Annotated in this window: 9 protein-coding genes and 4 pseudogenes; 5 read left to right on the top strand and 8 right to left on the bottom strand. The window is 60.2% G+C overall.

What is annotated here, in order from left to right; translation table 11 throughout:
• Positions 1–28: 28 nt before the first annotated feature.
• From LY284_RS34815 to LY284_RS34800, 5 genes and pseudogenes are all read right to left on the bottom strand, one after another.
• Positions 29–1,051 carry an IS30 family transposase gene (locus LY284_RS34815; protein ID WP_233391575.1) on the bottom strand — a complete coding sequence of 341 codons (1,023 nt, stop codon included), beginning with the start codon at positions 1,049–1,051 and terminating at the stop codon, positions 29–31.
• Between the two features lie 35 nt (positions 1,052–1,086).
• Positions 1,087–1,233, bottom strand: a pseudogene (locus LY284_RS38890) (LysR family transcriptional regulator); the annotation flags it as partial.
• A 25-nt stretch (positions 1,234–1,258) separates the two neighbouring features.
• Positions 1,259–1,501: a DUF6429 family protein gene (locus LY284_RS34810; RefSeq protein ID WP_233391605.1), complete on the bottom strand. Its 243-nt coding sequence runs from the start codon at positions 1,499–1,501 to the stop codon at positions 1,259–1,261.
• A gap of 5 nt (positions 1,502–1,506) precedes the next feature.
• Entirely contained in the window at positions 1,507–2,592 is a 1,086-nt protein-coding gene (locus LY284_RS34805) for an IS630 family transposase (protein ID WP_233391602.1), read from the bottom strand.
• An 82-nt stretch (positions 2,593–2,674) separates the two neighbouring features.
• Positions 2,675–2,902: pseudogene (locus LY284_RS34800) on the bottom strand (LysR family transcriptional regulator); the annotation flags it as partial.
• Positions 2,903–3,023: 121 nt separating this feature from the next.
• On the opposite strand from LY284_RS34800, the gene LY284_RS34795 reads away from it, so the two are divergent.
• On the top strand, positions 3,024–3,755 hold the full coding sequence (locus LY284_RS34795; RefSeq protein WP_233391597.1) for an SDR family oxidoreductase: 732 nt from the start codon (positions 3,024–3,026) through the stop codon (positions 3,753–3,755).
• A 108-nt stretch (positions 3,756–3,863) separates the two neighbouring features.
• Positions 3,864–4,907: an MFS transporter gene (locus LY284_RS34790; RefSeq protein WP_233391595.1), complete on the top strand. Its 1,044-nt coding sequence runs from the start codon at positions 3,864–3,866 to the stop codon at positions 4,905–4,907.
• A 288-nt stretch (positions 4,908–5,195) separates the two neighbouring features.
• On the opposite strand, the gene LY284_RS34785 is transcribed toward LY284_RS34790, so the two are convergent.
• From LY284_RS34785 to LY284_RS34775, 3 genes are all read right to left on the bottom strand, one after another.
• A complete protein-coding gene (locus LY284_RS34785; protein WP_233391593.1) occupies positions 5,196–6,881 on the bottom strand; it encodes an ATP-binding protein in 1,686 nt (561 codons plus the stop codon).
• A 4-nt stretch (positions 6,882–6,885) separates the two neighbouring features.
• On the bottom strand, positions 6,886–8,403 hold the full coding sequence (locus tag LY284_RS34780; protein ID WP_233391591.1) for an ATPase domain-containing protein: 1,518 nt from the start codon (positions 8,401–8,403) through the stop codon (positions 6,886–6,888).
• A gap of 346 nt (positions 8,404–8,749) precedes the next feature.
• The gene (locus LY284_RS34775) at positions 8,750–9,193 is read right to left on the bottom strand and encodes a hypothetical protein (protein WP_233391589.1); all 444 of its coding nucleotides are present in this window, start codon (positions 9,191–9,193) and stop codon (positions 8,750–8,752) included.
• A gap of 971 nt (positions 9,194–10,164) precedes the next feature.
• Here LY284_RS34775 and LY284_RS34770 point away from each other — a divergent pair.
• The 3 genes and pseudogenes from LY284_RS34770 to LY284_RS34765 all read left to right on the top strand — a co-directional run bounded on the left by LY284_RS34770 (position 10,165) and on the right by LY284_RS34765 (position 13,335).
• Positions 10,165–11,298 carry an HPF/RaiA family ribosome-associated protein gene (locus LY284_RS34770; protein ID WP_233391587.1) on the top strand — a complete coding sequence of 378 codons (1,134 nt, stop codon included), beginning with the start codon at positions 10,165–10,167 and terminating at the stop codon, positions 11,296–11,298.
• Between the two features lie 102 nt (positions 11,299–11,400).
• Positions 11,401–12,087: pseudogene (locus tag LY284_RS39425) on the top strand (Hsp70 family protein); the annotation flags it as partial.
• A pseudogene (locus tag LY284_RS34765) lies at positions 12,029–13,335 on the top strand (Hsp70 family protein). The pseudogenes LY284_RS39425 and LY284_RS34765, both read left to right, overlap by 59 nt.
• The last annotated feature ends 114 nt before the right edge of the window (positions 13,336–13,449 follow it).

Genomic DNA, 13,449 nt, shown 5'->3' with positions numbered 1-13,449 from the left:
GTTTCAAGGTTGAAGTGCAACAGCGGTTTTAATGTTTAGAGCCATGAGGTTGAGCTGCCGAAGCGAGTGTTGCGGCGAAGACCTCGAGCGGCGAATGGAAGGCGTGAGTGGCGCGAGGCCTGCTGTTCAGACTGTCGGCAATGGCGTCAAGTTCGTCCTGACTGTAGACGGAAAGGTCGGTGCCTTTGGGCAGATACTGGCGCAGCAGGCCGTTGGTGTTTTCACACGTGCCGCGTTGCCATGGGCTGTGCGGGTCGCAGAAGTACGCCTTCACACCGGTGGCGGCGGTGAGCTCTGCATGCCGCGACATCTCCTTGCCTTGGTCGTAGGTGAAGCTCTGCCGTAATGGCTCGGCAATCGAATTGAGTTTGGTAGAGAAGCCTGCCAGCGCGGAAGCAGCTGTAGCATCTCCCATCTTCGCCAGCAGCACCAGGCGGCTGGTCCGTTCCACCAGCACTCCGACTGAAGACGCATTGTTGGCGCCCTTGATGAAGTCGCCCTCCCAATGTCCGGGCAGCAGTCGGTCCTCGATTTCGGGCGGCCGCACATGAATACTGACCATGTCCGGAATCTGTCCGCGTCGGTCTGTACCCCGTGTGCGCGGCATGCGTGTGCTGTGGCCGTGGCGCAGGCAGGCGATAAGCTGACGGCGCAGCTCGCCGCGCGGCTGGGCGTAGATGGCCGTATAGATAGTTTCGTGGGACACGTGCTGGGTCGGGTCGGTCGGATACATGCGCTTGAGTGTGCCCGATATCTGCTGAGGTGACCATTTCCACTCGAGCAGGGTAAGAACGATGCGCCAGCACACACTCTGCGGGCAGAGCTTTGTGGGACGGCGACCCGCACTCCGACGCGCGGCGCTGAGCACTTCTGCAGGTGCGGATGCATAGCCCGAAGGAGAACGATTTCGCCTCAGTTCACGGCTGACGGTGGACGGCGAGCGGCCGAGTATCCGGGCCATGGCCCGGATACTCGAACCCTGCAAATGCAGGCTGGCAATGGTCAGGCGCTCTTCGGGTTGAAGCTGTTGATACTGGGTCTTTTCGTGCATCGCAACACCCTATACGAAACAGGTGTTGCACTTCAGATTTGAGGCCGCCCATTCAAAAATGCCGACAGGAAGGCGTAAAACGGTTCCTGTTCGAGCATCACAGGACCGGAGATGCGTAGCACGCCCTCCGGTTTCTTCTGCGTCTGGGTGATCACGCGCTCGCCGTCATACAGATGACCTAGTGTCGTGAGTTAGAAATTCGTTTAATTAATAGCTCTTGCTGCTTGAGGGGACGAAGTGTTGCTTGAAGAGGCGCTCGGATTCGCGGAGACCCTCGTCGGTAAGCGCAACGGACTTTGCCTTATTGACGGGATCGCCAATCATGCCTCGTTCGTATAGCCGATTCATCACATCCCAATCGAAGCTTTTCCAAGCACGGTTATGATCGTGCAGCGTCAGGTAAAGAAGTGCGAGAACTGCGTCGTCAACTGCAGCAGTATCAATGTCCATGACGTTCACTCCGATGCGTTGCGCACCCGCGTGCAAAACCGTTCGACGCTCGCCAGAATTTCATCGGCCGATTTGCTCCAGGCGAACGGTCGAGGATTCGCGTTATGAACCTCAAGATAGTGGCGGATCGCGTCTTCCAGTTGGCGTGTCGAACGATGGGTTCCTCGTCGAAGGTATTTTTCCGTAAGCGTGGCGAACCAACGTTCGACCTGGTTGAGCCAAGAGGCAGAAGTCGGAGTGAAGTGCACATGAAACCGCGAATGACGTGCGAACCAGTTCTTGATCGAGGGCGTCTTATGCGTACCGTAGTTGTCCATCACCAGATGGACATCCAGATCGGGCGGTACGCTCGCGTCGATAGTGCGCAAGAACTGCACAAATTCACTGCTGCGATGACGTCGATGCAACTCGCCAATCACTTCGCCGGTGGCGATATCCAGTGCCGCGAACAAGGTAGTCGTGCCATGGCGCATGTAGTCGTGGGTACGTCGCTCAGCAATGCCCGGTGCCAGCGGCAGCATGGGTTGCGTGCGATCCAGCGCCTGAATTTGACTCTTCTCGTCCACGCACAGCACCATTGCCTTAAGCGGCGGATCCAGGTACAGGCCAACAATATCGCGCACCTTGTCAACGAACAGTGGATCGCTCGAAAGCTTGAACGTCTCCTGCCGATGCGGTTGCAAGCCGAACGCGCGCCAGATTCGCGAAACGGCCGTCTGCGAGAGATTCATCTCGCGCGCCATCGTGCGCGTACTCCAGTGCGTGGCGCCCGCAGGCAGGGATTCCAGCGTTTTCGTAATGACCGCGTCGACATGCGAGTCCTCGATTGTCCTCGGCGCGCCGGGCCGAGGCGCATCGAGCAGACCATCTAACCGACTAGCAACGAAACGCGCACGCCACTTCGAAACGGTTTGCTGTGTAACTCGCAGTTTCGCTGAAACGGCTCTATTGTCGATGCCTTCAGCACACGCCAGCACGATCCTGGCTCGCAGTGCTATCGCCTGCGCTGTCTTGCGACGCAGCGTCAACGCCTTGAGTTGTTCGCGCTCCGACTCACTCAACAAGAGTTCCGCCTTGGGTCTTCCGCTCATCGCCACCTCTCTGAAGGACGTGCCGTCCATCACACCGTAGTACAGGCAGCGAATAATTCAATGAATTTCTAACTCGCGACACTAGCGGCTCGCTGCATTGATCGAAGTAGGCGCGACCCTGTGACGTCAGGCTGAGCTTGCGCGTCGTGCGTTGCAACAACGTCACGCCAAGTCGTTCTTCGAGCGCGGTCACCTTGCGGCTAACGGTTGAGACAGGCATGCCGAGTGCCCGCGCGGCCCGGCTGAAGCTCTCGAACTGCGCTACGCGCACGAAAACGGCGATGTCGTTGAGGTCGGCGAGTGCGGTCATGGATGGCGTCGCGGGGATTTTTGCACGCATGGAAAAGACATTCCATATATTCCAGTCTAATCAAAAATGCTGATCGGGACCAGACTTCTCTTCAAGCAGTTCAACTTCCTGGAGAGAAATCATGGCAAACAAAGTCGTCGTCATTACGGGTGCTTCCAGCGGAATTGGTGAAGCCACCGCCAAACTTCTTGCCTCCAAAGGCGCCACTGTCGCGCTGGCCGCTCGGCGCATCGACAGGCTGCAACGTGTTGCCGCGGAAATCCTGTCGAAAGGCGGGCGAGTCTCGATCCATCAGGTGGACGTGACGGATCAGGAGCAGGTCAACCGCCTGGCCAGCGACGTCGTAACGCAACATGGCCGCCTCGACGTCATGGTGAATAACGCTGGCCTGATGGCGATCGCGCCCCTGTCTCTGCGCAAGACTGAGGAGTGGGACCGGATGATCGACATCAACATCAAGGGCCTCCTGTACGGAGTCGCTGCGGCGCTGCCGGTATTCGAAAAACAGCAGTCGGGCCATTTCGTCAATATCGCGTCGGTCGTGGGCCTGAAGGTCTTCAGCCCCGGAGGCACGGTTTATTCGGGAACGAAGTTCGCGGTGCGCGCGATTTCTGAGGGTCTGCGTCACGAAGTGGGCGGCAACATCCGCACGACCGTCATATCGCCGGGTGCGATCGACACAGAACTGAAGTTCGGTTCGGGCCACGACGACAGCCGCAATTTTGTCGTCGACTTCTACAAGATGGCGATCCCCGCCGACGCGATTGCGCAAGCCATCGCCTACGCAATCGAGCAGCCCAGCTCGGTCGACGTCAACGAAATCGTGATTCGCCCCACCGTTCAAGACTTTTGAAGCGTGGCGCCGCGGTAGCTGAGCGTCGGGCGGGACAGAGCGCTTCTGGCCCGTCGGCGTTCCAGTCATCGCGAAGCCAGCCCGAATGACTTCATTGAGGAGTTCATCATGCCCGCAGCCGTGTTTTCCCTCGCTTTCGCCGCGTTCGCAATCGGAACGACGGAATTCGTTATCGTCGGCTTGTTGCCCGATATTGGAAGGGCGTTCGGCGTCTCCGTGTCGACGGCCGGTTTGCTGGTGAGTTTCTACGCGCTGGCCATTACGGTCGGCACGCCTGTGGTCTCGGCCATGACGGCGCGCTTGCCGCGCCGCGCATTGCTGCTCGCGCTGATGGCTTTCTTTACGCTGTGCAATCTGGCGGCCGGACTTTCGACAGACTTCCCAGCGCTGCTCGCGATCCGGATCGTGATGGCAGTTGCGCACGGCGTGTTCTTCGGCCTCGGCACAACGGTTGCCATGGCGCTGGTGCCGCCGGATAAGTCAGGCAGGGCCGTGGCGATCATGGTCAGCGGCCTGACGATCGCGATGGTGACCGGCGTCCCTGGCGGAACGTGGCTCGGCGATCTGATGAGCTGGCGGCTGCCGTTTCTGGCAGTGGCTGCCACGGGTGCGCTGGCGACCATCGGTCTTTGGCGGCTTTTGCCCGCGCTTGCGCCTCAGCGCAGCGCCGGGACCATCCTCTCGCAGCTCGCTTTGCTGAAAAGCCGCGCATTGATGCCGCTCTATGCGATCGCTGCACTAGGCATGGGAGCGACGTTCGCGGTGTTCACGTATCTCTCGGAGCTGTTGACTCATACGACCGGGTTCGGAAGCGAAGGCGTAACCCTTGGGCTGATGGTGTTCGGACTCGGTTCGGTGGTGGGGACGATCGGCGGAGGGCGTCTGTCCGATCGATATGGCCCGAAGCTCAGCATAAACATCGCGTTGGCCGGCACCGCCGCGTCGGTCGCCACGCTCTCGCTCACCGCACACCACTCGGTGCTGGTGTTGCTCAACCTGTTTGTCTGGGGCGCTTTCGCCTTCGCCGTTCCTCCCATCATGCAGGCCACTGTCGTTCTCGTGGCTCGACGTGTGGCGCCCGAGGCGGTCGGTACGGCGGCGGGGCTCAACGTCGCTGCGTTTAACTCGGCATTTCTGGCGGGTCATTCGTAGGCGGACTGACGCTCGCAGGCGTCGATGTCCTCACGACGGTGTACGCCGGCGTGGCTCTGGCGGTGGTGGGGCTCGTGGTTGTTGCGAGGTATCGATGGTCGGAGCGTCCGGCGCCCGCGCCTGCCCGAGACGTACTAGGGCGGTGCTGAGCGTCAGGCCAAATCGACGACACCGGATTATGAAACGAGAAACATCATGAATCTCTCGAAACCTCATGTAGTGCAGCCCGGGCGACGACGTTTCGTGCAGATCCTCGAGGTCCTCCGGCCGAGGTACGCTTAGTTATCCTCATACAGGCGCGTTCAGCGCGGAGCGGACCACGCGTGAAAGATCGTCGAGTTGAAATGGCTTGCGCAGCGCCGTGAAGCGCTTATCAGCGATTGTCGAAATATCGACATCTGCGTAGCCTGTGGCTAGAATTACCGGCAAATTTTCGCGCAATTCGTGGGCTTTCTCTATGACCTGCAATCCGTTCATTCCAGGCATGGCATAGTCGACCATCAGCAGGTCAGGATCGTCGACGCGAAGGCGCTCGAGACCGCTAACGCCGTCCCGAGCTTGAGAAACGGTATATCCGAGAGCCTGCAGGCATTCGACAAGCATGCTTCGGACGTCCTCGTCGTCCTCGATTACAAGAATGTGACGCCCCTGCACCGCGCGGCTATCTAAGCTTGAACCGGCGACGATTTCCTGCGTTTGCTTTTCTACGAGCGGCAACCATATCTCTACAGTGGTGCCTTTTCCCGGTTCGCTGTCAATGCGCGCAACACCGCCTGCCTGCCGTGCGATTCCGTACACTTGACTTAACCCCAGTCCGGTACCCTTGCCAACCGGCTTCGTCGTAAAGAACGGGTCAAACGCGCGAGAAAGCACACTTGGCTCGATGCCCGTCCCGGAATCGCTGACACTGACGACAATGTAGCGTCCTGCTGCAAGCGTTTCGTCCGGCGCCGGTCGCTCGCCTGCGTGGATGGAAAGGCGTCCGCCGCCCGGCATGGCATCTCGCGCGTTGATCGCCAAGTTGAGCACAGCGAGCTCTAACTGGTTGGCATCTGCTCGCGTCCAAAGATCTTCCGCATCCGCATGGGTAGAGAATGCGATGGCCGGTCCCAGCGAGATAGAGATGATGTCATGCATGCCTTGGAGCAGCGAAGTAACGTTCACGGCCTTCGAGTCTAGATTGCTCGTGCGTGAGAACGTGAGCAATTGGGCGGTGAGCTTGCCTCCACGCTCAGTGGCGCGTTTGATCGTCGCAGCCATCTTGCGCACCCGGTCATCATCGCTCAGACGAGCAAGCAGCTCGGCGTTGGCCATGATGACATTAAGAAGATTGTTGAAATCGTGCGCAATGCCGCCGGTCAATTGGCCCAGCGCTTCCATCTTTTGCGATTGCACGAGCACGGCCTGCACCTTGGCGCGCTCATGGATCTCTTTCATGAGCCGATCATTCGCCGATGCAAGCTCACGCGTGCGTTCGCTGATCCGACTTTCGAGCGATTCATTCAGGTGCTCGAGCGCCTCTTGCGCTTTCACGCGTTCGATCAGATGCTGCTCGGATTCCGCCAGATGCTTGCGCGACTCATACTGCCGAGCGCGGGCGCGCAGGGACGATGTCACCGCCCGACGCAAAGTCTCAGAGTTCAAGGGTCGCTCAAGAACCAGTACGTTTCCAAGCCGTTCGAGCAGGTCGAGGCTCGCTGCGGGACGGCGTCCGGCGAAACGCCCGGAGAGCAGGATGATGGGGAGATCGGACCATGCGGCTTGATGCTCGAGCCACTCTCCGAGCGCGCGCGCGCCATCGTCCGAAATAGATTCTTCCGTAACGATCGCAACGCCCGCGCCGCTTTGGAGTTCCTTCAATAGACATTCCGAGTCGAGACAAGTGAAGCAGCTTCGACCGTCGCTCGCGAGTACGTCGGCGATGACATCGGCGTCGCGGCCGAAGGGCGCCATGATGAGAACGCGAAATTCCATTGCGCTAGTCGGAGGAGGGGTTCTTCTTGCCGTTCGAAGGGGGCAGCATAGCCGTCTCCCCCTGGTACCTAGGGAGACCGCCCAGAATGCCTTCGAAATCACGCAACGCTTCGCCGACGATCAGACCGCGGCCGCCGAGTTGGAACTGGCGGATCGAGCGCTCGTGCCCACTCGCGCGACTTTTGACCGCGGTCACCGCGGTGAGCACTTCGCCCCGACGCTCGAAGTAGCGGAACAGCACGACCACATCGCTAAGATAGCTGATATCAATGTCGCTCTGGATCTCGCCGATGACACCATGCTGCCCCAAGACCAGCATGGTGATGACGCCGCGCTGATTAAGATACGTGAGCAACTCATGCATCTGCAGCAGCAGATAGCGTTCTCCAGGCATGGCTTGCAAGAAAGCGTTCAGGCTATCAATGGCGACAAACCGCGCGTTGTCCTGCTCAACGCTGCGATGCACCTCGCTTGCGAACTCGCCCGGCGAGATTTCGGCAGGGTCGACCTGGCGCAAGGTCAGCAACCCACTTTCCAGGTGGTGCCGGAGATCGATGCCGAGGCTAGTTAGCCGTCGTAGCAACGTGGTTCGTGTCTCGTCAAAAAGGTAATAGACGCAGGCTTGTCCGCGCTCGAGTGCAGCCAGCAGACATGAGGCGACGGTGGTCGTTTTACCGACGCCCGATGGCCCGACGAACAGCGTGTTTGTGCCTGGGACAAGGCCGCCGCCGAGGAGCGCATCGAGCCCAGGTGTCCCAGTGCTCAATGCGTTCGCCGAATAGTCGCTGTGGTGCTCCGCGGCGACGAGGCGAGGATAGACCTTGATGCCCCCCGTTTCGAGCGTCATGTCGTGGTAACCCTCGCGAAACTTAATGCCACGCATCTTGGCAATGCGCAGCCGCCTGCGTTCGCCGCCATAATCGTGCACCAAATTGTCAAGGCTGATCACGCCATGCGCAATGCTATGCAATTGGAGATCGCCGGGTTCCGAGGTGTTGTCATCAAGGAGCATCACCGTGCAGGCGCGGGTTGCGAAATAGCGCTTCAGGGCGAGGATCTGACGCCGGTATCGCAGCGGGTTCTGCGACAACATCCGGAGTTCGGACAGGCTGTCAAAGACAAGGCGGACCGGCTTCAAATCGTCAACCCGCGCGATAACGTCACGGACGGTTTCGCCCAATTCGACTTCCGCGGGATGTAAGATCGTTTGTTCGTAACGAGGATCGAGGCCCTCATCGGTAAGCAGTTCAATGATCGTGACGCGGGTGGTGTCCCAGCCGTGACTTTCAGCGACGGCCACGAGTTCGGCCTTTGTCTCGGACAGGGTCACGTACAAGCCTGGCTCCCCGACTTCGGCACCCTTGAGTAAGAACTGCATAGCCAACGTTGTTTTTCCTGCACCCGGGGCGCCTTCGAGAAGATACATGCGGTGCGGCGTCAACCCGCCGCCCAGGATGTCGTCCAGGCCGTCGACGCCCGATGAGATACGGCCCGGATCTGGCTGATCAATTATCGCTGACATATGTCTCAGGTGTGGTTGGCTGTTCCAACAGCCGTTAGTGCATGCAAAAAACAGTCCACGCTCGCGTCAGCGTGCAACGCTCTTAGCGACCGGGTTTCGGTGTGTTGGCTTTTCGCGGCACCCTCGCCACGTGCGCGGGCAGCACTGGCAAGCGAACAAGCGCCGGTCCCGGCTGGTTGGTAAATTGTCCTTGATGCCGCGGGCAAGCAGAGTAGGATTTCCTCGTTCGACGTCATTGCACCGGGGGTGGGGGCCATGCGACCAGGCCTCCAGCGTCGTCATACCAGCGGAATTTCCGAACCCGCACGCCGAGTGCGCCGGATCCTATTTTCGCGATCGGGCGCGGCTAATAAGGCCGCCAGAGCCGGCTAGGCGTGCAGGGCGCGTGAATAAAACTTCGCACCGAGCTTAGACGATCGTACGGCGCGCGACGGCACGCCGTGTGCATCCGCTCATACACCGCAAAATACGGCTCGACCTCTTCCTGGGCCTTGATCCGGACATTTAAATTGATCTGATCGGGCACAAGGTCCGTCGCCGCTGCGAGAGCGGGCTCCCGTTGCGGCGCGCAGATCCGGTCCTCCGCCACAGTGGAGCCGACCGCTATGTGGTATGTCTTCTCTTGCCGGAAGACGATGTCGACGACGCGCGCCCGCGCACTCATATTGTTGTCGACGGTGGTCCGCGTCACTTCAGCGAGTTGGTGCATGACTTCCGTAAGGAAGCCTTTGGCCGAACGCAGCCGGATCCGGTGCTTGCCAAGTGCCCGCCAATCAGTATCGAATTTCATTATGTCCTCCCAATCGATCCCTTTGCGCGGGCGATATGGGCAAAGCGACGATTGTCAAGCCTAAAGTTTGACCGGAAGAACGAGCAGCAGCGATGATGCGATGGTTATGAGCGACGACTTCGATCACCGGAATGGGACCATGGCGCTATGAACCCGTCACAACGGCGTCGGCGCCCGTCGCCGAGGCTCGTCGCAGCCGGGGGCCACGCCTTTATTGGCGGTGCCTGACACGCAGTGACTGAGGGCCGCGTAAGGAATGCGTCTGTGGCCGCGCACTGCGTTCGACCCCAGCGCCGTTCGTGCCCTTCGACGTGAGACGGAAGTCGCGTTGTCACTCGCGGCGGCGCTGCTGCCCTGTCCGTCGTCCGCGGCAACTTGAATTTTTCCGGGAGCTTTACTACGTTATTTATAGCTCAGGCAGTGTGTCCGCCGCCCGATCGGTCGCACGCTGCGTGTTTCGATTTGTTTGCTGGCAGCATGGCAGGCGAACTGGAGCGCGCAAGCCCGTTCTCTTCCTTGCTGCGTCGAAGGAGAAGACGATGAGCCACGTCTATCTGCGCTCGGATTGCATCGATGGCACTGAGCGTCGCTCTCAAACTTCAGCGCTTTTTTCTGCATGTCGCTGCTCGCGCATTGCGACCGGCGCTCGTCTCGGGCGTTCCCTCGCGCCATTGATTCGCCAGCCTCCGTCTCGCATCCACGGGCCATAGGGCAAAGCCGAACGTCGGCGACAGCGGCGGCGCGAATATCCTCGTGCGCGCTCCGCAGCGCTTAAAGCCGAGCGGGCGGTGCCGCGCCAGGATGGCCTCTAACCGGCGCCGCAGGGCGACGCGGAACAGTCGGGACGTCGCATCCTTGCGCCGGGGGTGCGGGCGGCTTCCCATCGCAGTGGCCGATGAGAAAAAAGCTTCTGCGGAGTGTGCGCCGAGAATTGTCGATCGGCAGCGAAACAATTCGTGGACAGGCTTGAGATGAAAACGGTCATTCGTTACCGGAACGTGGCGAAGCTTTCACGTCCGGATCTTCATCAGATGATCGAGCGGCTCGCTGAAAGGGTGCTCGGCCCGCATTTGTCTCACTTTCCGGCCGAACTGCTCCGTTTGCACGCAACCCTGGACAGGAGCCGCCACCATGGTCTCTATCGCGTTCGTTTGCAGATGACGCTGTCCGGCGCGACGCTGGCGTGCGCAGAGGAATCGTCGCGATTGGAAAAGGCAATCGAACACGCCTTTACAGAGCTGGATCGGCAGGTTGAACGCCACGTTGCACATCTGCGTCACGAGGACGCCTGGCGTCGCAAGGAGCGGCGCGTCGGCCTGCGGCAACTCAAGACGGCACTGAACGAAGAAAGCGACGCAGAAACGGCGTCCTTCAGCAGCCTCGTTCGCCCGCTGCTCGCATCACTGCAGCGCTTTGTGCAGCGGGAGCTTTCGGACCTGCAGGCGCGAGGCGAACTCGACCCGGGTGAGCCATCCGTCGACGAGATCGTGGATGAGGCGTTGGCCCGTGCGTGTGAGCAGTCGGCAACCCGCTCACGTAAGCTCAACCCGCTGCAGTGGTTGTACCAAATAACGCTGAGCGTTCTCGCCGACGAAGTGAGCCGTCGCCAGGACGAGGCGGGCCGCTGCATTTCGCTTGAGGGCAGACTGCCGATCGAGCTGCGCGAGCCGCGAGAGGACGAGGAAATACTGTTTGCCTACTGGCAGCCCGATGAAGTCCTGCGTCTTGAAGACGTCATGCCAGCAGCGGACGCGACGCCCGAGGAGGCCGTGAGCGAGCAAGAACTCCGCGCGCTGCTCGCGACCCTTTCGGAACTGCCGGCACCCTGGCGCCGCGCAGTTGTCCTTTGCCGGCTGGAGGGGCTTGCAGTAGGCGCTGCCGCCCAGGTAGCCGGTGTGACGGAGCAGGCACTTGAACAGGGGCTGGCGCATGCCGACGCGTTCCTTCGGGCGAGACTTGGAGCGCTACGGTTGATCCCGCAAGCGTCGGACGAGCCCGCTGGCTACGTAATGCCAGGTGTGCTGCCGCCAGCGTCGAGCCTTTCGCAAAAATTCGAGCAGGCAACGCGGCGCGACGTTCGAGAGCCAGAGAAGCAACGACGATGATGTTCGCGCAATTGCGAGGGCGCAAGAAGTGTCCTAGAGACCGGCTGACCAGCGGCGACAAGCGATCAGTAATTGAAGTGTTTTGATACCGGTGAAGACATCATGAGCAAGATCATTGGCATCGATCTCGGCACGACGAACTCCTGTGTGGCGTTAATGGAAGGCAAGCAGGTTAAGGTGATTGAGAATTCAGAAGGCGCCCGCACGACGCCATCGGTTGTCGCGTATCTCGACGGTAGTGAGCTGCTGGTGGGCGCGTCCGCGAAGCGGCAGTCGGTCGCCAACCCGAAAAGCACGCTGTTTGCGGTCAAGCGCCTGATCGGCCGCCGCTTCGAGGAGAAGGAGGTGCAGAAGGATATTCGGCTCATGCCTTACAAGATCGTCAGGGCGGAGAACGGCGACGCGTGGGTTGAAGCGCGCGAGAGCAAGCTCGCACCGTCACAGGTCTCGGCCGAAGTCCTGCGCAAGATGAAGCTGACCGCCGAAGACTACCTCGGCGAGTCGGTTACTGAAGCCGTCATCACGGTGCCCGCCTACTTCAACGATAGCCAGCGCCAGGCGACAAAGGACGCTGGCCGCATTGCGGGTCTCGAGGTCAAGCGGATCATCAACGAGCCCACAGCCGCTGCGCTCGCCTTCGGCCTCGACAAGCGCGAAAGCCGTGACCGCAAGATTGCCGTCTTTGATCTTGGCGGAGGCACCTTTGACATTTCGCTGGTTGAGATCGCCGATGTTCACGGAGAAAAGCAGTTCGAAGTGCTGTCGACCAACGGCGATACCTTTCTGGGCGGCGAAGATTTTGACCAACGCATCATCGACTATCTGGTTGGCGAGTTCAAAAAGGGAGCAGGGCGTCGACCTCTCGACGGACGTGCTCGCATTACAGCGTCTCAAGGAGGCGGCCGAGAAGTCCAAGATCGAACTCTCGTCGAGTCAGCAGACTGCGATCAACCTGCCGTACATCACAGCGAACGCATCGGGACCCAAACATCTGAGCGTGAAACTCACGCGCGCGAAACTCGAATCGCTGGTGGAGGACCTGATTGAGCGGACGATCGAGCCTTGCCGCGTTGCGCTTAAAGATGCGCGTCTGACGGCAGAACAGGTCGATGACGTCATTCTTGTCGGTGGCATGACGCGTATGCCCAAGGTGCAGGAGACGGTCTGAGCGCTTTTTGGGCGGGAACCGCGAAAGGATGTTAACCCCGATGAGGCGGTGGCAGTCGGGGCGGCCATCCAGGCGGCGGTACTGTCCGGGGAGCGCAAGGACGTTTTGCTGCTCGACGTGACGCCGCTCTCGCTTGGCATTGAAACGCTCGGTGGCGTCATGACAAAGATGATCGAGAAGAACATTACCATTCCGACCCGGGTCTCAGAAGTCTTCTCGACCGCCGACGACAACCAGGCCGCGGTCACTATCAAGGTGTATCAGGGCGAACGCGAGATGGCGAGCGGCAACAAGCTGCTGGGCGACTTCACTTTGGAGGGGATCCCGCCAGCCCCCCGTGGCGTGCCGCAGATCGAAGTGACTTTTGATATCGACGCGAACGGCATCCTGCACGTATCGGCCAAAGACAAGGCCAGCGGCAAGGAAAACCGGATCACCATCAAGGCGAATTCAGGATTGTCCGAAGGCGAAATTGAAAAGATGGTCCGGGAGCGCAGGCGCATGCGGCAGAAGATCACCGGCTGCGCGAGCTGGTCGATGCGCGTAATCAGGGCGATGCGTTGGTCCACACTACGCGCAAGGCACTGACTGAATATGGTGAGAACCTTGACGCCGCCGAGAAGCGCGAGATTGAGGCTGCAATCAGGGACCTTGAAGATGCATTGAAACGGTCCCACAGGGAAGAAATACAGGCCCGGATCGGCGCGCTGGCGACGGCGTCGCAAAAGCTCGCGGAACGCATGTACGCGGACAAACCATCGCAAGGAAGCGGTCCGAGCGAAACGGCGGGGCAACACGAATCCCAGAGGCCACGCCAGGATGATGGTGTGATTGACGCAGACTTCAAGGAGGTGAATCGTAAGCGGTGACGCCGGGACGCTCACTCGGCCGTCAAGGATCGGATGCTGGCGTGACCCCTGGGAGAGCGCTCGTATGATCGGACCGGCGGTGCGCCAGGCGCAGCGCCGCGGTGTTCGTCAGCT

Origin of the sequence: Caballeronia sp. PC1 (genome assembly GCF_021353155.1) — a bacterium.
In the GTDB taxonomy this organism is placed as follows: Bacteria; Pseudomonadota; Gammaproteobacteria; order Burkholderiales; family Burkholderiaceae; genus Caballeronia; species Caballeronia cordobensis.
Note: the sequence above shows the minus strand (reverse complement) of the source record. Positions and strands in the feature narration are given on the sequence as shown.

Excerpts from the sequence above, each read along its gene's own strand:
- LY284_RS34815 (WP_233391575.1), bottom strand. The coding sequence starts at position 1,051 with ATGCACGAAAAGACCCAGTATCAACAGCTTCAACCCGAAGAGCGCCTG.
- LY284_RS34810 (WP_233391605.1), bottom strand. The coding sequence starts at position 1,501 with ATGGACATTGATACTGCTGCAGTTGACGACGCAGTTCTCGCACTTCTT.
- LY284_RS34805 (WP_233391602.1), bottom strand. The coding sequence starts at position 2,592 with ATGAGCGGAAGACCCAAGGCGGAACTCTTGTTGAGTGAGTCGGAGCGC.
- LY284_RS34795 (WP_233391597.1), top strand. The coding sequence starts at position 3,024 with ATGGCAAACAAAGTCGTCGTCATTACGGGTGCTTCCAGCGGAATTGGT.
- LY284_RS34790 (WP_233391595.1), top strand. The coding sequence starts at position 3,864 with ATGCCCGCAGCCGTGTTTTCCCTCGCTTTCGCCGCGTTCGCAATCGGA.
- LY284_RS34785 (WP_233391593.1), bottom strand. The coding sequence starts at position 6,881 with ATGGAATTTCGCGTTCTCATCATGGCGCCCTTCGGCCGCGACGCCGAT.
- LY284_RS34780 (WP_233391591.1), bottom strand. The coding sequence starts at position 8,403 with ATGTCAGCGATAATTGATCAGCCAGATCCGGGCCGTATCTCATCGGGC.
- LY284_RS34775 (WP_233391589.1), bottom strand. The coding sequence starts at position 9,193 with ATGAAATTCGATACTGATTGGCGGGCACTTGGCAAGCACCGGATCCGG.
- LY284_RS34770 (WP_233391587.1), top strand. The coding sequence starts at position 10,165 with ATGAAAACGGTCATTCGTTACCGGAACGTGGCGAAGCTTTCACGTCCG.